Annotated in this window: 18 protein-coding genes; 7 read left to right on the top strand and 11 right to left on the bottom strand. The window is 33.7% G+C overall.

The window, feature by feature from the left end; all coding sequences use genetic code 11:
• Window positions 1-178 precede the first annotated feature (178 nt).
• Entirely contained in the window at window positions 179-1,135 is a 957-nt protein-coding gene (gene cdd / locus AB3G33_RS14365) for a cytidine deaminase (RefSeq protein ID WP_367770776.1), read from the bottom strand.
• A gap of 413 nt (window positions 1,136-1,548) precedes the next feature.
• On the opposite strand from cdd, the gene AB3G33_RS14360 reads away from it, so the two are divergent.
• Entirely contained in the window at window positions 1,549-2,088 is a 540-nt protein-coding gene (locus AB3G33_RS14360; RefSeq protein WP_367753947.1) for a YSC84-related protein, read from the top strand.
• A gap of 164 nt (window positions 2,089-2,252) precedes the next feature.
• Here AB3G33_RS14360 and AB3G33_RS14355 read toward each other — a convergent pair whose 3' ends face one another.
• The 4 genes from AB3G33_RS14355 to AB3G33_RS14340 form a co-directional block, all read right to left on the bottom strand.
• The gene (locus AB3G33_RS14355; RefSeq protein ID WP_367770774.1) at window positions 2,253-2,891 is read right to left on the bottom strand and encodes a hypothetical protein; all 639 of its coding nucleotides are present in this window, start codon (window positions 2,889-2,891) and stop codon (window positions 2,253-2,255) included.
• 256 nt (window positions 2,892-3,147) lie between these two features.
• A complete protein-coding gene (locus AB3G33_RS14350) occupies window positions 3,148-4,308 on the bottom strand; it encodes an FAD-dependent oxidoreductase (RefSeq protein ID WP_367770772.1) in 1,161 nt (386 codons plus the stop codon).
• Window positions 4,309-4,338: 30 nt separating this feature from the next.
• On the bottom strand, window positions 4,339-5,097 hold the full coding sequence (locus AB3G33_RS14345; RefSeq protein WP_367770770.1) for a helix-turn-helix domain-containing protein: 759 nt from the start codon (window positions 5,095-5,097) through the stop codon (window positions 4,339-4,341).
• 241 nt (window positions 5,098-5,338) lie between these two features.
• Complete coding sequence (locus AB3G33_RS14340) at window positions 5,339-6,232, bottom strand: sugar phosphate isomerase/epimerase family protein (RefSeq protein ID WP_367770768.1); 894 nt, start codon at window positions 6,230-6,232, stop codon at window positions 5,339-5,341.
• A gap of 528 nt (window positions 6,233-6,760) precedes the next feature.
• Here AB3G33_RS14340 and AB3G33_RS14335 point away from each other — a divergent pair.
• From AB3G33_RS14335 to AB3G33_RS14325, 3 genes are read left to right on the top strand one after another with little or no spacing between them, the layout of a single operon-like run.
• Window positions 6,761-7,174: a DUF1348 family protein gene (locus tag AB3G33_RS14335; protein ID WP_367770766.1), complete on the top strand. Its 414-nt coding sequence runs from the start codon at window positions 6,761-6,763 to the stop codon at window positions 7,172-7,174.
• A gap of 5 nt (window positions 7,175-7,179) precedes the next feature.
• Window positions 7,180-7,806 (top strand): pyridoxamine 5'-phosphate oxidase family protein, encoded by a 627-nt coding sequence (locus AB3G33_RS14330; RefSeq protein WP_367770763.1) that lies wholly within the window; start codon window positions 7,180-7,182, stop codon window positions 7,804-7,806.
• A gap of 24 nt (window positions 7,807-7,830) precedes the next feature.
• Window positions 7,831-8,718, top strand: a complete 888-nt coding sequence (locus tag AB3G33_RS14325) for a helix-turn-helix domain-containing protein (RefSeq protein WP_367770760.1) — start codon at window positions 7,831-7,833, stop codon at window positions 8,716-8,718.
• Between the two features lie 3 nt (window positions 8,719-8,721).
• Here the strand turns inward: AB3G33_RS14325 and AB3G33_RS14320 are convergent, their stop codons facing one another.
• The 5 genes from AB3G33_RS14320 to thrA all read right to left on the bottom strand — a co-directional run bounded on the left by AB3G33_RS14320 (window position 8,722) and on the right by thrA (window position 14,494).
• Window positions 8,722-8,889, bottom strand: a complete 168-nt coding sequence (locus AB3G33_RS14320; protein ID WP_367770757.1) for a hypothetical protein — start codon at window positions 8,887-8,889, stop codon at window positions 8,722-8,724.
• Window positions 8,890-9,122: 233 nt separating this feature from the next.
• On the bottom strand, window positions 9,123-9,350 hold the full coding sequence (locus AB3G33_RS14315) for a hypothetical protein (RefSeq protein WP_367770754.1): 228 nt from the start codon (window positions 9,348-9,350) through the stop codon (window positions 9,123-9,125).
• Between the two features lie 273 nt (window positions 9,351-9,623).
• Window positions 9,624-10,913, bottom strand: coding sequence for a threonine synthase (gene thrC / locus AB3G33_RS14310; RefSeq protein ID WP_367770751.1), 1,290 nt, complete (start codon window positions 10,911-10,913; stop codon window positions 9,624-9,626).
• Window positions 10,914-11,030: 117 nt separating this feature from the next.
• Entirely contained in the window at window positions 11,031-11,951 is a 921-nt protein-coding gene (locus AB3G33_RS14305; protein WP_367753929.1) for a homoserine kinase, read from the bottom strand.
• 95 nt (window positions 11,952-12,046) lie between these two features.
• Window positions 12,047-14,494 (bottom strand): bifunctional aspartate kinase/homoserine dehydrogenase I, encoded by a 2,448-nt coding sequence (gene thrA, locus AB3G33_RS14300; protein ID WP_367770748.1) that lies wholly within the window; start codon window positions 14,492-14,494, stop codon window positions 12,047-12,049.
• A gap of 659 nt (window positions 14,495-15,153) precedes the next feature.
• Here thrA and hutH point away from each other — a divergent pair.
• From hutH to AB3G33_RS14285, 3 genes are read left to right on the top strand one after another with little or no spacing between them, the layout of a single operon-like run.
• A complete protein-coding gene (gene hutH / locus AB3G33_RS14295; protein WP_367770745.1) occupies window positions 15,154-16,662 on the top strand; it encodes a histidine ammonia-lyase in 1,509 nt (502 codons plus the stop codon).
• A gap of 53 nt (window positions 16,663-16,715) precedes the next feature.
• Window positions 16,716-17,360: a DUF47 domain-containing protein gene (locus AB3G33_RS14290; protein WP_367753923.1), complete on the top strand. Its 645-nt coding sequence runs from the start codon at window positions 16,716-16,718 to the stop codon at window positions 17,358-17,360.
• A 36-nt stretch (window positions 17,361-17,396) separates the two neighbouring features.
• Window positions 17,397-18,749: an anion permease gene (locus AB3G33_RS14285; protein ID WP_367770742.1), complete on the top strand. Its 1,353-nt coding sequence runs from the start codon at window positions 17,397-17,399 to the stop codon at window positions 18,747-18,749.
• 100 nt (window positions 18,750-18,849) lie between these two features.
• Here AB3G33_RS14285 and AB3G33_RS14280 read toward each other — a convergent pair whose 3' ends face one another.
• The gene (locus AB3G33_RS14280) at window positions 18,850-19,359 is read right to left on the bottom strand and encodes a DUF421 domain-containing protein (protein ID WP_367770740.1); all 510 of its coding nucleotides are present in this window, start codon (window positions 19,357-19,359) and stop codon (window positions 18,850-18,852) included.
• Window positions 19,360-19,362 lie beyond the last annotated feature (3 nt).

Here is a 19,362-nt window from a genome sequence, read left to right as displayed (position 1 = left end):
GGACAGATTGTATGTAGTGAGAATGCGTCTTCAGCTTTGGGGTCGGGCTTTTGGCTTTATCTTTATTTTTTTGAAAGAAGAAAATAAAGGATATCGCCGCAATCCCTTACGCACAAGTTTTCTGTAGTGCAAGAAATGGAATATTAGATAAAATTCAAGTAAAAAAAAAGGAATAGAATTACACCATTTCTTTAATGTTTAGTGTTGAACCATTTTTTTGACTATTAACAGAGTAGTATTCCAGAGTAATATTTTTGGCTACTACTGCTAAGACATCTTTAGTAGCCGAAAGTTGACTGTATTTATTGTTTTTAGCTTCAACTAAAATAGCACGGTAAATATTGTTGTATGAATCTCCGTTCATTATTAACAGAACGATTGCTGCTTCTAAAGGAGACATACTTGGATTGTAAGCGGCATTTTCTGCATAGGAACCTACATAAGCACCATAATTTGTAGCTATACAAACACCAGAATAATCACATGTATATGGAGAGTAGGATGTATTGGCAGCATTAAAGGCTGCAATTACAAATGGATCTGCATGAACGGGAATCATTTGTAAATTATTATTTTGTGCCAACATTAATCGGGTAGTAACCCCTAGGTCCTGTGGACCAAATGCTTGTGGAAGTAAATTAGACAAGGAATTACTCTCATTATTAATTAAAATGGTAATATCTTTTGTTGAAGGACAATTTGTAATTTCATACAAAAACTGGCGACAATACCCACATGGAGCAGCAGAAATAGCAAGATAGTCGATACCTGTTTCCCCATAACTTATAGCGTGCGCTATAGATGCTTGTTCAGCATGAACGGTAAAAGACAATGCCTGATCTTGAAATTCAATATTAGCACCAAAATAAATAGCTCCAGAAATTCCATGTGCAACAGCACCCACTTTAAAACCTGATATAGGGGACATGGCGAACTTAGTGGCATAGGGTACTAAATAATTCATTAATTCCTGCAAATTTAGGTGCAAACTTTGCATCAGGGACTGTACTTGCTGTGGAGATAAATACCCTCCATCTGTAGAATTGTTCATGTAACTTAAAACCTTGTGTTGCTTTTCATCAGTTTTTGATAAATGAATATCTGACAAATCGATTTTTTTACCCTGTACTTTCATAACATTTGCTTTAGTTTCTACTCCTTTGGCTTTTCTAATGGAACCTTTTTTTGAGAATGTACTAGACTCGTCTTTATTTTAGAATTGAGATGTAATTTCTGAGTTCTAATAAAAGGACCATTTATTGTTCTTACTTTTTAATCTAGCTGAATAGTAATAGATTAGAATGTTTTATTTATCAAATTTCTATAAAAAATAATATTTTTTATAACGTATAAATACCTGTTTTTTATAAGCCTATTTTTTTTAAATAAAATACAGACAATTGATAAAAACACTCAAAGCAAACTATTAGTAAATATAGTTAGGGTATTAATAATTAAAACACTGATAATCAGTAGGTTTTAAATATTTAAATGATTTTTTCGTTATCTTTAATATAGAAAAATAGCAACAATTAAATTATTTAAGACATGAAAAATTTAAATATTATTTGGGTAATAGTATTGGCATGTGCAATCAATGCTACGCCTGCAATAGGGCAATCAAAAGCCAAAAAGAATAGAATTATTGCCGACAGTAATGCAGCAAAAGTAGAGTTCATTAAAAGTGATCCGCTAATGAAAGGGCTTTTTGACAAAGCAACTGGTTATGTCATTTTCCCTAATGTGGGTAAAGGAGGGTTTGGTATTGGTGGTGCTGCTGGTAATGGAACGGTATATGAACACAATAAGATTGTTGGTCTGGCCAAATTATCACAACTAAGCATCGGTTTTCAAGCAGGGGGACAAGCGTACCGAGAGGTTATATTTTTTGAATCCAAAAATGAACTGGAAAGATTCAAAGACAGCCGATTTGAGTTTGCAGCCCAAGCCTCAGCTGTAGCGGTAACTGCAGGCGCATCAGCAAACGTAAAATATACTGATGGCGTCATGGTATTCACCATGCAAAAAGGGGGACTCATGTATGAAGCTTCTATTGGTGGTCAAAAGTTTAATTTTAATAAACTCTAATGATTTTTAGAAGTAGTTGATTAGGCTTCTACTCACTTTTGAACATAAATAAATCAAGTCATAAATAAGCGACTAACTCATTGTAAGTTAATCGCTTTTTTATGTTGTATTCGTTTAAATATAGAGTAATTCAATACTTGTTCTGAATGTTGAACTCCTATTATCTAGTTTTTATTCAATAAAACATCAGCATGCACTGCCACTTCGCTCCATGTTTTACTTATCCCGTCTTTACCTGTATGCAAGGCTTCACATGCTTTGTTGATAGATGCAACTGCTGCAAGTCCATCCCAGTTTTCTAAATTCATCACTCCATCAAAAGCCAAGCTTGTATCGCTATTTTCAGTGAATTTTAAAGGGATGTTGGCTGTCTTTCCATTCAATGTCACATCGATAGAACAATTGTTTTCACCAGTAACTTTAAACTCACCTGAAATAAGTTCCGTGTTTTTCATTACTCCAAAAAAGAATTTTAAAATCTTAGGATCTCTTGTTCCTGTAGCATCATTGGTAAATAAACTGCTTACTGGAATACTAAATTTAGTCCCGTTTAAAGCTTCAAATGCTGTTTTTCCTTGACCAGAATTGGTTAATGTTATTTCTTTAAATTTCCCTCCCACAGCTACTTTATCGGTTGTTTTGTAAGCGGTAAAACTCACTTTTGTAGAATCATTAATTAGACTGTAGTTAGCTTCAGTGGTCTGAGCTTCTGGAGTTGATTCTTCATTACTTTTTTTAGTATCCTTACAGCTAATAGTTGTAATCAGAATCATTCCTAGAGCAATCAGTTTTAAGTTTTTCATTTTGATTTACTTTTTTAATGTTTACTGTAAAATTAAACATTATAAAATGGAACAGTGGTGTTATTATAAAATGATAGTGTTAAATCTTACAAAAGAGAATGTTAATATCTGTTAATTGAAAATATCTTCTGGGATACGAACTCTTTAAAAGGAGCGATTTTTATCAGTGAGAAGTGGTGAAAGTTTATTTTTTCTATTTTACTCATTGTTAAAAGCTTCAAATCCTACTTTTGAAAACCGCTATTCCATTTTCTTTTTAGTGTCCGCCAAAGAACCCCAACATGCTATCCAATGCATTTTCTGAATGCATTAGTTCGCCATTTTCAAGTGATTCTTTTGCAATAATTACTGCTCTTTTTTGCATCGCATTTTCATAGAAAGCTAGCGCTTCTTGGATGCTATTGTATTTATTAGTAGTTAAAAATTCACTCAATTCCAATGCATCGAGCATCGCCATATTCACTCCCTCGCCTGCAAAAGGAGGCATCACATGCGCAGCATCACCAATTAGTGTTACATTTGGAAGTGTATTCCAATTTTGGTCAAATGGGATACAAAATATTGGTCGCGGGATTAATGGTGTTGCACTTTTTTCAATTAACTCATACCAAATACTACCCCAGTCACCATATTCTCTTTTAAACCAGTCTAACAATTGTGCTTTATTTGTAAAGTCCAAGCCACTTGTAGCTCCCCAATTTTCATTGGTCTTAAAACTGATGTAAAAACCAATTTCACCATTTTCTTTTTGGCCTAATAAAATGTCTTTTTTGTTGCCAAAAGCCATTACTTTTCCGCCACGAAGTAAGTTTGATATTTGTGGAGCAATTTTTTTGGCATTATAAATTGTTCCTTCAAGCATGGTTATTCCTGAATAAAATGGAACAACCTCAGTTAGATACGGACGTATTTTGGAATTGGCTCCATCAGCAGCAATGACCAAATCAGCATATGCTGAGGTTCCATTTTTAAAATGCATCAACCAACCTTCGTTTTGTTGTTCCATTGAAACAAAATGGCAGTTCCAAATCACGGTTTCCGATTCTAAGGAATCCAATAGTATCTTTCTTAATGCACCACGACCTATTTCTGGACGAAAATTTATGTTGTCAAAATTTTCATCTGGTTTTGTCTCATGGTTGCTGTAAAATACTTGGGCTTGTTCATTTACAATCAGCATTTTATCGGCGCCAGCAAGAAAATTTTCTTTAAACTTGGTGAGTAAATTAGCAGAACGTAGCGCTGCCAAACCTGATTCATCATGTAAATCTAGTGGTGATCCTTGCACACGAGCAGTTGCATTTAAATCTCTTTCATACACTTTTACATTGGAGCCTTTCAACTGTAAAAGTCTTGCCAGTGTAAGACCACCTGGCCCACCGCCAACTATGGCAATTTTTTTATTTTGTATTAACATGTTTTTGTCTCTAAAAATTATTTTACAAAATTATTTTGAAGAGAGTGTTGATAATAGTATAAATCGGTCGTTTTTATTTTTAAATAATTCTTTGGGTACCACACCCGCAAATTTTTTGATTTCTTTTATAAAATGAGTTTGGTCTGCAAAGTTCATTTCGGGGAATAGTTTCCCTTTAGCAATATGGTCTAGTGATGCTCTGAATCGTAATATTTTACAAAAGGCATTTAATGAAAGCCCAAATTGATGATTGAAATACCGATTAATTTGACGGCTACTCCAACCAATTTTTTCGCTAAATTCTTTTACAGTAATAGCTCCATTTGTGAGATAAATTAGTTCGAATAATTTTTGTTTGCGTGCATCAATTGTTTCAGGTAAAAGAGAATAAATTTTTTTTGATGCTTTTTTGCAAAAACGATCAAAGTCTTTCAAATCATCTGAATCGAAATCCCAATAATCGTTTGGTAAGTGTTTCCCACTATTAAGAATGTCAGCAACTGGTTCATGAAATAAGTACTCTACAGCAAGTAATTTAAAGCTAACGGCAAATAGCAATCCATGAGCAGGAATTGTGGCATGATCGTGTCGCTGAGTACCTACGCCAAGAAGTGAGATGCGAAAAGAAGTTGTAGCCGATTCGAAAAGCGATAAATCAATGCGTCCATCGGGTAATCCAATAGTTTCTTTATTGCTGTCTGTTCGATTGTGAAGGCACCAAAAACTTTCTACATAATCCGATAGTGCTTTGTCTGGTTGGATTTGTATGTATTCAAAGTCATTGTTCATTTTATCTTTCTATTAGAGTGATGTGACGATTTAAAATGAAATCTAATGTTTTCTTGCTAAAAGTGGTTTGCAAGTTATGAAAACATAGCATCACAAAGTCTCCTGAATCCTATAATTATTTAGTTTGTAATAATACATCAAAACTGTGCAAAGTCAGAGTCATTTGCGCAGTGATAACACTTTGTGGAGATGTGTATTCAATTATTTAGCTTGTTTGCAGCTAACTTTTATAAATGTATAATCAAAAATATTTCTGAAGCTCTTTTTTAAAATAAATAGCACTATCAGAAGCACTTTTCATAGAATTGTCCAAGAAATTGCCACCTTGTTCTAAATAATAATATTCTAGACCTGATTTTTTGGCATCGGGTAATATTTCTTCATAGTTTATAGAACCGTTACCTAGCTCAGTATAATCTTTAGTAACTTTATCCATGTCCTTTATATGCCACATGGTATATCTACCTGGTTGATTTTGTACCAATTCTTTGGGAGTGTATTTGGAGGAATGCATTACCCAATACATATCCATCTGTAGTTTAACTAGAGATGAGTCTGTCTCATTAATAATAATATTAAATCCATTTTCGCCGCCTTGGTCTATAAATTCATAACCATGGTTGTGGTAAGCAAATCCGAGTCCCGCATCAGTTACTTGCTCGCCTATAACATTAAGTTTTTCAGACATCAACTTGAAGTTATCAATGGTCCGTTGTTGTGGAGCTATCCATGGCCAAGTGATATATTTACTGTTTAAAGTTTGCGCTCCAATGATACACTGATCAACAAAACGTTTTAGCTCGTCTTCAGATTTTTCTAAATAGGGAGAAAAGCCATAATGACCACTACTAACAGATAAGTTCAAATCATCTAATATTTGCTTAAATTCCAAAGATTTATATCCATAATACATGTCTTTCTCATTATCAAAACCATAGACTTCAAAATCTTGATAACCTATTTTTTTTAAATACTTTAAGGTGTTCAACGGATCTCTAGCCATTTCATCTCGTATAGAATAGAGTTGATAACCCATTTTGTATTTTGGATTGTTAATTGTAGATAAATAAGATCCAGGTAGAATTACAGCAAACCCTATTATTCCTGATTTCTCAATAAATTTCCTTCTATTCATTTTCTTCGTTTTAATTTGGATTCAAACAAGAGTTTATTTGCTAGTTGATACTAGCTATAAAATGGCTCAATACATCAAAGATGGGTTGACTTTATGCTATAAATAAAATTTTTTTTTTAGATTCAAAATTAAGTTTTTTTCTTATTAAAAACTAATATTGTACTTAAATAGAGGTCGTTATGGTCTTGATAAAAAAAACGAATGAGAATCACTTCGCAGTCGCTTGTATAGAATAGCTGTTTCAAGTGTTTTCCTAAAAATGCTTTAAATTGCTCGTACGACTTAATCTTTGTACTTACTTAATCTTTTCCTAACACACTTTCAATATGTGCAGCAATTGGAAGTTTTACGTTTAAAGTGGGTTCTGCCGTATCCAAAAAATTGATAGGATGGGCAGCTTCCAATAAAATCCCTAAATGAGAAAATTGTCCATGGATATGCGTACATTATCTAAGTTTTGGATTGCCAATATCTGATAACTTTGATATTCTAAAATTTGAACAATAATAATCGTAAAAATAATAACCCATGGAACAGAAATTACCACTTCCGCCTTTTAATATGGAAACTGCCTTACAAAAAGTACAATTGGCCGAAGATGCTTGGAATAGCCAAGACCCAGAACGTATTGCCTTAGCATATACCATTGATACTGAATGGCGCAACCGTACTGAGTTCATTAATGGCAGGGAAGCTGTAAAGGAATTCTTGAAGCAAAAATGGGAGAAAGAGCTAAATTATACTCTTAAAAAAGAATTGTGGGGTTTTCGTGAAAACCGTATGGCAGTTCGTTTTGAGTACGAATACCATAACATTGAAGGGCAATGGTTTCGAGCGTATGGTAACGAAAATTGGGAATTTGACGAAAATGGTTTAATGCGCAAACGTTTTGCGAGCATCAACGATTTACCTATCGAAGAAAAAAACCGAAAGTTTAGATAATCGATATGGCACTGCATTTCCATAAAATTGCTTTTACTGATGCAGTGAAAGCATTACAAGAGGCTCATGGTAGCCGCAATAGCTATGAACGAATGGAAAAATTAAACGAGGTCGATGGATTGACACATAACGAAATGGCATTTATTGCCAATCGGGATAGTTTTTATATGGCTTCGATAGGCACTAATAATTATCCGTACATTCAACACCGTGGTGGTCCAAAAGGGTTTTTAAAAGTGCTGGATAAAGATCGTATTGCATGTATTGATTTCTCAGGTAATAAACAGTATATAACGGTGGGAAATCTGGTAGACAATGCTAATGTATCATTGATCTTGATGGATTATCCAGCAAAAGCACGGCTGAAAATCTATGCTAAAACTGAAATTGTAGCACTCAAAGACAATCCTGAGTTTTACACTACACTCGATTTAGGCGATTATAAATTTCGTGGAGAGCGGATAATGGTCTTTCATATTGAAGCTTATGATTGGAATTGCCCGCAACATATTACAGCTCGCTTTACGGCAGACGAAATTCAAATTGCCTTACAACCACAGCAAGCGTATATAAACAAACTGGAAGAAGAAAATAAATTGCTTGCCGCCAAATTGAAAGAAGCAGGGTTTTAATTAAATTTACAAAAAAAGAATACGATGCTAGACGACGCTACTTTTACATTAATCAATCCTCAAAATGGGAATTTGGCTTTCAAAATTTTCACTTTTGAAGACAACAGCTCTTTTGATCACTTGCAACGACTTAATTATTATTCATTGATTTGGATTAAAAAGGGGAGTGGCAGAGTAAAAGTAGACTTCTCTGAATATGATTTTTCAGCAAATTCATTATTAGCTTTTGCACCCTATCAACCTTTTATGTTGTCTACCCATGAAAAAATGGAAGGTGTAGTGTTGCATTTTCATCCAGACTTTTTTTGCATTCATAAACATCAAGCCGAAGTAGCTTGTAACGGTATTTTGTTCAATAACATATACGAACCACCGTTTGTATTGATTGATGAATCTGCTTCAAATACGCTGAGTATGGTAATAGATCAGATAAAAATAGAAATGCAAAATCCAGCTTTGGCACAGTACGAACTGTTGATTTCGTACCTAAAAATTTTGCTCATCACGGCCTCCCGATTAAAAGACCAGCAGGGAATTCAAGAGCCAAAGGAAGCGCCAGATACTAAAGAACCGTTTATCCTTCAAAATTTAAAAAATTATATCGAATTGCATTTCAGAACTAAACATTCTGCAAGTGATTACGCCGATTTGTTGCACATCACACCAAAAGCATTAGCCAAAATTACCAAGAACCATTTCAATAAAACCCTAACTGTTCTAATATCGGAACGAATTATTATCGAAGCCAAAAGAGAATTGTATTTATCTAATAAAGCAGTAAAAGAAATCGCATATGAGTTAGGCTATGACGACGAACATTATTTTAGTCGTTTCTTTAAAAACAATGCAGCTGTCTCTCCTCAAATGTATCGCGATACTGTTGGTTTCGCTCGTGCAATGAGTACTTCTTGATTATTAAGGGGTAAGTTTTAGGGAGTTTGCGGCCCAAGCCTCGGCCGTTGCGGTAACGGCAGGCACTTCCGCAAATGTAAAATATACTAATGGCGTGATGGTATTCACCATGCAAAAAGGCGGACTCATGTACAAATACTCCATTGGCGGCCAAAAGTTTGATTTTAACAAATTGTAACACTTTTTTCCAAGTACATTTTGGGCGTAACCCCAAAGCAGAAAGTTAATTTTAAAAAGAATGAAACTGCTACTTTGGGGTCGGGCTTTTGGCTTTATCTTTATTTTTTTAAAGAAAAAAAATAAAGGATACCGCCGCAATCCCTTACGCAGTTGCGTTGTTATTTAATTATCATTCTATTTTTGTGCTCACGAGTGGGGTACACTTCAAAGAGCATTATAATTTCTTATATAAATTGTTTTATTCTTCTAATTTCCTCGTTTTTCAAAGGTATTATAATAATTGTAAGATCCGTTGATGATGGGAGTGTAGTATCTTTTAATCTCCAATTGTTAAAATTTTCGTTATAATAAATTTGTAAATTATCTGTAATAAAAGCATCTTTTGTTTCAATCCAATTATATGCAATTTTTGATCTAATTTGGAATCTACCTAATTCTTTAATATTTGTCATATTTTTTTTAATAAATATAATTCTTTAAAAGCAAAGCACAAAGTTAATACCACCAGCTCCAGTAAATAAGTCTTTTGACCTTTATTGTTCTTTTTTTACTATTCGAAAATAAAATAATTCAAAATAATCAAATTATTAGAAATTATTTTGGATTAAAAAAAGAATTTTATCTAAACTACTCCAATTTTAAAATAATAATCAGTCAGGTTAGTCCATAAAAAAACGAATGAGAATCACTTCGCGGTCGTTTGTATATAATAGCTGTTTTAAGTGTTATCCTAAAAATGCTTTGAATTGCTCGTAGGTTTTTATTTTAGTACTTACTTTCTCTTTTCCTAACACACTTTCAATTTGTGCAGGAATAGGTAATTTTACATTTAATGTTGGTTCCACCGTATCTAAAAACTTGATTGGGTGGGCCGTTTCTAAGAAAATCCCAAGTGCATTACTATGGTTTTGTAATTCTTTTTTCAATCCTAAATAACCTACAGCTCCATGCGGTTCTGCAATATAACCATCGGTATTGTAAATGGTTTTCATGGCTTCTATAGTATCTTCATCTGAGAACGTAAACGAAGAGAAATCTTTTTTGAACTGCTCCAAATCGTTTTGATACATTTCCTGAATTCGAACAAAATTACTTGGATTCCCAACATCCATCGCATTCGAAATCGTTGCTTTAGAAGGTTTAGGATCGTAGATTCCGTTTTCTAAGAAACGAGGTACCGTATCATTCACATTAGTTGAGGCAACAAAATGCGCTACAGGTAATCCCATTTTTTTGGCGATAATTCCAGCGCATATATTCCCAAAGTTTCCACTAGGACAAGAAAAAACCAACGGTTTGTTTTGGCTTTTTAAGGCTTTATAAGCAAAGAAGAAATAAAACATTTGTGGCAACCAACGCGCGATATTAATCGAATTCGCTGAGGTCAAGTTGTGGTGTTTTAAACTCTCATCTAAGAACGCTTTTTTTACCATATCCTGGCAATCATCAAATACTCCATCTACTTCAAGTGCTTTTATGTTTTGTCCCAAAGTGGTCAATTGACGCTCTTGAATGTCGCTCACTTTCCCTGATGGATACAAGATAATCACTTCAACGCCATTTACACCTAGGAAACCGCTAGCTACAGCACCACCTGTATCTCCTGAGGTCGCTACTAGAACCGTATTTTTACTGTCTTTTTTATCTTTGTTAAAATACCCCAAACAACGGGACATAAATCGCGCACCAACATCCTTGAAAGCCATTGTAGGTCCATGAAACAATTCTAAGGAATAGATTCCTGTTTCGACTGCTACTACTGGGAAATCAAAGCAAAGGGTTTCGGCAATAATTTCTTTTAGTTTGGTTTCTGGAATTTCATCCCCTACAAATTGACGAATCGCTAGAAAGGCTATTTCTTCATTGCTAAGATTTTCGATAGTATCAAAAAAATCTTGCGGTAAAGGCGTTATCGTTTCTGGAAAATACAATCCTTTGTCGCTTGCTAATCCTTGTATTACGGCTTCTTGAAAAGAAACTTTTGGGGCGTTATGGTTTAAACTGTAGTATTTCATTGGTAAAAATGATTTTTGATTGGAGATTAACGATTTTAGATTTATGATTTTCTCGCAACAGTAGTTACTTCTAAAATCAAAAATAGTTAATCAAAAACCTTAAATTTTTATTTAATATTATATTATTCTCACACCATCAGGATTCACTTTTGAAACATGAATCTCGTACGGTAATTTCATTTCGTCATAAACAGCACTCATGGCTTTTGCAATTTTATTTGCGGTAGCTTCTCCTTTGCTTAAAGCAAAAATAGAAGGACCAGAACCTGATATCCCAGAACCCAAAGCACCATTTTCTAAGGCAGTTTGTTTGATTAAATCAAATCCCGGAATCAATACAGAGCGCAACGGTTCCACAATTTCGTCATGTAATGAGCGACCTATTAAATCGTAATCTTTGGTATACAAACCAGCGATTAATCCACCTACATTTCCCCATTGCATAATGGCGCTTTTTAGGGAAACAGTTTGTTTCAATACCGAGCGTGCATCCGATGTTTTTAACTCAATTTGTGGGTGAACCACTGTAGCGTATAACTCTGACGGACTTTCGATTTTGATTATATCCAGCGGCGCGTAACTGCGCACTAATGTAAAACCACCCAATAGAGCAGGAGCCACATTATCAGCATGAGCGTTTCCGCAAGCTAGTTTTTCGCCTTGCATGGCAAATGGAACCAAATCTTTGATTTCAAAAGGTCTTCCTAGCAATTCATTAATTCCAAAAACCGCTCCTGCCGAACTGGCAGCACTACTTCCAATTCCGCTTCCGGCTTTGATGTTTTTGTAAATTTCGATTTCAAATCCTGCATCCGAATCTAAGGCTTCTAGCATCGCCAAAGCGGCAACTCCAGCAACGTTCTTTTCGGTTTCAAGAGGCAAGTCGGCACCTACTAATTTAGTGATGCGTATTCCTTTTTGATCTGATTTTCGAATAACCATTTCGTCACCCACATTGTCTAAACACAATCCTAGGACATCAAATCCACAAGATAGATTGGCAATTGTAGCGGGGCAAAATATTTTTATTTCATTCATGATTTTTTGTTTCAGGTTTCAAGTTTAAAGTTTCAGGTTAAAAAAGTGCTTTGAAATAAAGATTTAACTTGAAACTTTAAACTTGAAACTAATTTTTAAACATTCCCTATCCTAATTACATCGGCAAAAATTCCCGAAGCAGTAACCGCAGCACCAGCACCAGCACCTTTTATCAATAAAGGTTGGTCTACATAACGATCAGTGTAGAACAATACGATATTATCTTTTCCTTCTAAGTTGTAAAATGGATGGTCTTTTGGGATGAATTGCAAACCTACGCTTGCTTTTCCATCTTCAAACTGAGCAACAAATTTTAAGCGGCTTTCTTTGGCATTGGCTTCCGCCAAAATTCCTTCAAAATGGCTAGCATATTGTGTAAGGGATTTAAAGAATTCTTCATTATTTGCTGTTTCCATGCATTCGATTGGAAGGAAAGATTTGTTTTCAATTTCTTCAATTTCCATTTTATAACCGCTTTCTCGAATTAAAATCAAGATCTTTCTAGCAACATCAATTCCGCTCAAATCAATCTTTGGGTCTGGCTCCGTAAATCCTTGCACACCTGCTTCTTTTACCACATCATGAAAAGAATTATTGGAATCAAAATTATTAAAGATAAAATTCAAACTTCCAGATAAAACTGCTTGTATTTTATTTACTTTATCACCCGATGCAACTAAGTTTTTAACCGTGTCAATGATCGGTAATCCTGCACCAACATTCGTTTCAAACAAGAAAGGAGCATTGTATCTACGAGATAAACTTTTTAGACTTTTATAATTGTCAAACGCTGATGAACATGCTATTTTATTACAAGTTACTACGGCAACACTCTCTCTTAAATAGTGTGCATAAGTTTCAGAAACGCTTGCATTTGCTGTAATATCTACAAAAATACTGTTGCGTAAATTGAGGTTTTTTACTTGCTCAATGAACAATTGTTGGTCTGCTTTTTCTCCATTGTCCAAAAGTGTTTGCCATGATTTTAGATCAATTCCATCTTCATCAAAAAGCATTTTTCTAGAATTGGCCAAAGCAATAACTCTTAGGTTTATTTTTAAGTTATCTTTTAGGAACTTCTTTTGTTGGCTGATTTGATCGATGAATTTTTCGCCTACATTTCCAACACCCATAACAAAAAGGTTTAGTTGTTTAGTGTTGTCTTCAAAAAAGCGTTCATGAAGCGTATTCAAGGCTTTTTTAACATCTCTTTCATTAATTACTGCCGATATGTTTCTTTCAGAAGCACCTTGAGCAATCGCACGAATGTTTACATTGTTTTTTCCTAAAGTACTAAACATTTTACCGCTTAGTCCTTGGTGGTTTTTCATGTTCTCACCCACTAAAGCAATAATGCATAAGTTTTTTTCTACAATACAAGGTTCGATTTTGTTTTGTAAAATTTCGATTTCAAAAGCTTTATTGATGGCTTCTTCTGCAGCATTAGCATCTGAATTTAAAATTCCGATACAAATAGAATGCTCTGATGAGGCTTGAGTTATAAAAATAACATTCACATTGGCCTGTGATAAAACTTCAAACAATCTTTTTGAAGATCCTAATACACCAATCATTCCAGGTCCTTCCAGTGTGATTAAAGTGATGTTATCAATGTGGCTGATTCCTTTTACTGGATTTCCATTTGCAGTAGCATTATTGGATATATATGTTCCTTCCGCATCTGGCTCAAAAGTATTCTTGATATGAATAGGAATATTTTTTCTTAAAACAGGTTGAATTGTTGGGGGATATAATACTTTGGCACCAAAATGTGACAATTCCATTGCTTCTTGGTACGAAATTGTTGCGATAGGTTGCGCTTGCTTTACAATTTTAGGGTTGGCAGTAAACATTCCGTTTACATCTGTCCAAATTTCTAAATCAGTTACGTCTAATGCTCCAGCTAAAATTGCTGCAGTATAATCGGATCCACCACGACCTAAAGTAGTAATGATTCCATCGACAGACGAAGCAATAAATCCAGGCATAACCACTACTTGACTTTCATTAGAAGCAAAATAATCAACAATTAATTGATTTGTTATTTCAAAATTTACTGCTGCTTTTCCAAAATTAGTATTGGTTTTAATCAACTCGCGACTGTCTTTGTAACTGCTGTTTTTTAGATTTTGTTTTAAAGCTTCTGCAATAATATAAGAAGACAATAATTCACCAAAACTTAAAATAGTATCAGCTGTTCTAGCAGAAAGTTCTCCTAAAAGGTAACAGCCATCCAATAATGTTTCAAGATGGTTGATGATTCTTTTAATATGGCTCAACAAACTACTTTGCTCGCTTACTGGAATAAATTCTTTTAATGTATCTAAGTGTTTTTTCTCAATTTCAGCAACTATTTCTTTGTATCCTTCATCATTTGCAGCTGCTTTTTGGGAAGCCAACTGAAGTAAATCAGTTACTTTACTTAGTGCAGATACGACTACGATTAATTGATCTTGTTTTGCTTGTTTTTGGACTATGTCTAGGACTAGTTTTATATTTTGTGCATTGGCAACCGAAGTTCCGCCAAATTTTAATACTTTCATTTTATTTGTTTTAATTTAAAAAAATGCAATGTCTTTTATACATCCAATACCTTTCTTTCTTAAAAAAGAAAAATATAAAATTGGATTATATGTAAAATGTATACCCCTAAGGGGTAGTAGTTGTTGTAGTAAAAGTAGAAGTAACAGAAATGGCAACTCTGTTTTGAGTTGTTATCGAAGAATGATATGTAGTTCTGTTATTGTTCATTATGATGTGACAAAAATACAGTTTTTTATAAAAATGAAAAACCTTTATTCCGTTTTTGCGAATATTTCAAAAATAAGGATATTATTCACCTCTGATTATGTATTCCTTATTATAAAGGCTTTTTATTGTAACTATTGTTGATTTTTTTTTAAGTAGGAAAGAATTTGAGTAGTTTTTTTGTTGTTTTTTTTATTTGAAACCATTCAAACAGGTGTTTTTTGCTTGTATAAGCTAAAGAATAAGCCACTCTATTGATTCATTTTTCATTTTTTGAATGCAAAAAAGGGTGTGCTTTTTAGTTTTAGTGCTTATTTATAATGGTTTTGTGAGTAAATTATGGGGTAAATTTATAATGCAGGTATGTTTTGATAAGTATTTTAAATTATTAGCAATATATGTTGCTTTTTAATATTGATTTATTGAATTTTGGCTACTCAAAATTCAATACGAAATGGATAATACACATTACATAAGTACCGAGATACTTTCCCTAGAAATAGTTCAAGAAATTATAGCACAACATAAATCGATAGAACTTTCAGAAGAAGCAAAAGTTAATATTCAAAAGTGTAGAGATTATCTAGATAAAAAAATGGCTTCCCATTCGGAACCTATTTATGGAATTAATACTGGTTTTGGTTCTCTTTGTAATGTAAAAATTTCAAATGAAAACTTATCAAAATTGCAAGAAAACCTAGTAAAATCGCATTCGTGCGGTACAGGTGAAGAAGTGCCAACAGCGATTGTTAAGCTAATGCTGTTACTTAAAATTCAATCGTTGAGTTATGGACATTCAGGGATACAATTGCAAACAGTAGAGCGATTGGTCGCTTTTTATAATAATGACATATTACCAGTAATTTATACGCAAGGTTCATTAGGAGCTTCTGGAGATTTAGCACCTTTAGCTCATTTATCTTTGCCATTATTGGGAGAAGGAGAAGTTTATTTTGAAGGAAATAAAGTGTCTTCCAAAGTAATCATGGAACGTTTCAATTGGGAGCCCATCGTTTTGAAATCCAAAGAAGGACTGGCTTTATTAAATGGTACACAATTTATGAGTGCTTATGGTGCTCACATTTTAATGAAAGCGAATAAGTTTTCGTATTTGGCCGATTTAATTGGAGCAATGTCTTTGGAAGGGTTTGATGGTAGAATAGAACCCTTTAATGAGTTAATTCATTTTATTCGTCCTCATAAAGGACAAATAGTAACGGCAAATCGCGTGAAAGACTTTTTAGAAGGAAGCGAAATTATTGAGCAAGAAAAAACTCATGTTCAAGATCCGTATTCTTTTAGATGTATTCCTCAGGTTCATGGTGCATCAAAAGATGCGATGGATTATGTGAAAAAAGTGTTTAAAACAGAGATTAATTCCGTTACAGACAACCCAAATATATTTATCGAAAGTGACCAAATTATATCAGGAGGAAACTTTCATGGTCAGCCTTTGGCATTAGCATTAGACTTTATGGCAATTGCTTTGGCTGAATTAGGGAGTATTTCTGAGAGAAGAACGTACCAATTAATATCTGGATTGCGAAATCTACCTGCTTTTTTAGTTGATAATCCAGGATTAAATTCGGGATTAATGATTCCTCAATATACAGCTGCAAGTATTGCAAGTCAAAATAAACAATTAGCAACACCGGCAAGTGTTGATAGTATTGTCTCAAGTAATGGACAAGAAGATCATGTGAGTATGGGTGCCAATGGTGCTACAAAAGCATTGCGTGTAATGGATAATTTGGAGCGGATTTTAGCCATTGAATTGATGAATGCTTCTCAGGCAATTGAATTTAGAAGACCTTTAAAATCGAGTGATTTTATTGAAATGTTCTTGAGTTCTTATAGAGAAGAAGTCTCATTTGTAAAGGAAGATAGAATTTTACATTATGATATTGAGAAAACTGTTGCTTTTTTAAACAGTTTTCAAATAGAAGATGATTTGTTAAATTAAGGTTGGTTTCCAAAAAATAAATCAATTAAATTTGTACCCTAAAAAAATATAAAATGTCATTAAATAGTATATTCCAATTTTTAGTTCCGAAGGATAAAAAATTCTTTCCTCTTTTCGAAGAGGCATCTAGTAATTTAATTGAATTAGCTTCCAATTTACATGAGGCAGTGAATCTTCCTTTGAAGGAAAGAGAAGTTCTTTTTCAAAAGATTGATGCATTAGAACAAAAAGGAGAGGATATTACACGCCAAACTAATCTAGAGTTGAGTAGAAATTTCATTACTCCATTTGACAGAGAAGATATTCACTCATTAGTGACTTCAATTGATAATGTGGCAGACCGTTTGCACGGTGCTTCTAGTATTATGCGCTTGTATCAAGTGGATAAAATTACGAAGTCAATTAGAAAATTAACAGAAATCAATCTTGACGCTTGTCAAAATATTGATGCAGCAGTTAAGGAGTTGAGGAATTTAAAAAATATTCCAAATATTACTGCAGCTTGTGCTAGAATTTCGAAATTAGAAAATAAATCAGATACAGTTTATAATAAAGCTGTTTTTGAGATTTTTGAAAATGAAACAGATGCTAAAAACATAATTAAATATAAAGAAGTATTATCTATTTTAGAAACTGCGACTGATAAATGTAAAAGTGTTGCAAGTGTTTTAGAATCAATTGCCGTTAAGCATTCTTAAAAATTTCGAAAATTTCTCAATCTTTCAATTAAAATTATGTTTACTCTACTAATAGTTATTATAGTATTGGCCTTGATTTTTGATTACATCAATGGTTTTCACGATGCCGCAAATGCCATTGCTACCGTAGTTGCAACCAAAGTTCTTTCCCCATTTCAAGCAGTTGTATGGGCTGCTTTTTTTAATTTCTTAGCGTACTGGGTTTTTGGTTTAGGTGTTGCTAATACTGTTGCAAAAACGGCTGATTCTAGCCAGATTAACTTGACCGTAATTCTTGCGGGAGTTGTTGCGGCCATCATCTGGAATCTAATTACTTGGTGGCAAGGGATACCTTCTAGTTCCTCTCATACTTTGATTGGAGGTTTTGCTGGAGCGGCTATTGCTCATGCCATTGCTGTACACGGATTTTCTGATTATGTTATCGTTGAAGACGGAGTAGAACACATCAAGCATTGGTATAATATTGTAAGTTGGTACAAAGCAGGTAAAGATGGAGGGATGCCTTCAGGTGTCGTTATTATCATTGCATTTATTGTATTGGCACCTCTTTTAGGAGCTGTCATGTCGTATTTTATTTCTATTTGGTTACTCAATGCCTCAAAGAAGAGTTTGTTGCCTAAATTGTTTACATTAGCATTAATGATAGGCTCTGTTTTATTTGTTTATAACCAAATGGTACCCTTCGAAAAAATAGAAAACCCAAGATTTGCAACTTCTGTTTTTTGGAGTATAGTATTTGAATCACACAATATAAAGTGGTTTTTAGTAGCTTTTATAATCATATCGATATCCATTTTCGCTTTAGTATTTAGTAGTTTAAATTTACATAGAGCGGATGCGGTTTTGAAAAAAATGCAGTTGTTGTCTTCGGCAGCTTTTAGTTTAGGACATGGAGGAAATGATTCGCAAAAAGTAATGGGAATTATTGCAGCAGCAGTAGCTGTTTATATTAAGACCAGCGGTGTTGATATTGTAAGTCTTCCTGAATGGTTGCAAGTGGTTTTGCCAAATGATGAAAAAGGAATTAAAGGAGTAATGCCAGAATGGATTCCATTGGCTTGTTATACTGCTATTGCTATAGGAACTTTAAGTGGTGGCTGGAAAATTGTAAAAACAATGGGGTCAAAAATCACTAAAGTAACATCATTTGAAGGAGTTGCTGCAGAAACTGCTGGAGCTTTGACACTTTATTTTACGGAGCATTTTAAAGTTCCAGTAAGTACAACTCATACTATAACGGGTTCGATAATAGGGGTAGGTTTGACTAAACGTATTTCGGCTGTTCGTTGGGGTGTAACGGTAAGTTTGTTATGGGCATGGGTTTTAACTATTCCGGTTTCAGGATTATTGGCAGGGTTAGTATATTATATTCTAAGATTGTTTATATAATCTGAAAATAAATATTTACTAAAAAAAAAGAGATCCAGTTTTAAATTAAACTTGGATCTCTTTTTGTTTTTATAAGTCAGTAAAAGTTATTTTTTTTAAACTAGTGGATTGTTTTTTTTACTTTTTTCTTTCTTTTATAAAGACTCTGTTTCAAATTGATATTGCCAGTAATAATACTAATGTTGCCATCAATCTCTAACATTGATAATTTCACGTCCTTAAAATGCTCCACTCCATGTTCTCTCATTGCTTCTCTCAATTCTTCAGAGGTGATGTTTAACTTACTTAAAGTTTTAAATTCTAATGTTCCATTGTGAATTAAAATCTCAGGCTTTTCTATAAAGAAATTATTGAATTTTTGATATTTGAACATTAACTTTTTTAAAATAAAATTGATGCCAAATAAAATTGTCGCAGCAACTAAGCCTCCGTAAAGACTCGTGTTGTTCCCAACCATTGCATTTTGAACCGAATTACTAATTAGTAATATCAAAATAACATCGGCTGTATTGAGCTGTGACAATTCTTTCTTACCAAAGATGCGCAAAGCAATCACCATAAAAAAATATACAGTTGCACTTCGAATGACTATGTCAAGATAAGGATTCACTTT

The organism is Flavobacterium sp. WC2421 (genome assembly GCF_040822115.1).
GTDB lineage: Bacteria > Bacteroidota > Bacteroidia > Flavobacteriales > Flavobacteriaceae > Flavobacterium.
Note: the sequence above shows the minus strand (reverse complement) of the source record. Positions and strands in the feature narration are given on the sequence as shown.

Bases quoted from the DNA above. Each gene is read 5' to 3' on its own strand.
- cdd (WP_367770776.1), bottom strand. From the start codon at position 1,135: ATGAAAGTACAGGGTAAAAAAATCGATTTGTCAGATATTCATTTATCA.
- AB3G33_RS14360 (WP_367753947.1), top strand. From the start codon at position 1,549: ATGAAAAATTTAAATATTATTTGGGTAATAGTATTGGCATGTGCAATC.
- AB3G33_RS14355 (WP_367770774.1), bottom strand. From the start codon at position 2,891: ATGAAAAACTTAAAACTGATTGCTCTAGGAATGATTCTGATTACAACT.
- AB3G33_RS14350 (WP_367770772.1), bottom strand. From the start codon at position 4,308: ATGTTAATACAAAATAAAAAAATTGCCATAGTTGGCGGTGGGCCAGGT.
- AB3G33_RS14345 (WP_367770770.1), bottom strand. From the start codon at position 5,097: ATGAACAATGACTTTGAATACATACAAATCCAACCAGACAAAGCACTA.
- AB3G33_RS14340 (WP_367770768.1), bottom strand. From the start codon at position 6,232: ATGAATAGAAGGAAATTTATTGAGAAATCAGGAATAATAGGGTTTGCT.
- AB3G33_RS14335 (WP_367770766.1), top strand. From the start codon at position 6,761: ATGGAACAGAAATTACCACTTCCGCCTTTTAATATGGAAACTGCCTTA.
- AB3G33_RS14330 (WP_367770763.1), top strand. From the start codon at position 7,180: ATGGCACTGCATTTCCATAAAATTGCTTTTACTGATGCAGTGAAAGCA.
- AB3G33_RS14325 (WP_367770760.1), top strand. From the start codon at position 7,831: ATGCTAGACGACGCTACTTTTACATTAATCAATCCTCAAAATGGGAAT.
- AB3G33_RS14315 (WP_367770754.1), bottom strand. From the start codon at position 9,350: ATGACAAATATTAAAGAATTAGGTAGATTCCAAATTAGATCAAAAATT.
- thrC (WP_367770751.1), bottom strand. From the start codon at position 10,913: ATGAAATACTACAGTTTAAACCATAACGCCCCAAAAGTTTCTTTTCAA.
- AB3G33_RS14305 (WP_367753929.1), bottom strand. From the start codon at position 11,951: ATGAATGAAATAAAAATATTTTGCCCCGCTACAATTGCCAATCTATCT.
- thrA (WP_367770748.1), bottom strand. From the start codon at position 14,494: ATGAAAGTATTAAAATTTGGCGGAACTTCGGTTGCCAATGCACAAAAT.
- hutH (WP_367770745.1), top strand. From the start codon at position 15,154: ATGGATAATACACATTACATAAGTACCGAGATACTTTCCCTAGAAATA.
- AB3G33_RS14290 (WP_367753923.1), top strand. From the start codon at position 16,716: ATGTCATTAAATAGTATATTCCAATTTTTAGTTCCGAAGGATAAAAAA.
- AB3G33_RS14285 (WP_367770742.1), top strand. From the start codon at position 17,397: ATGTTTACTCTACTAATAGTTATTATAGTATTGGCCTTGATTTTTGAT.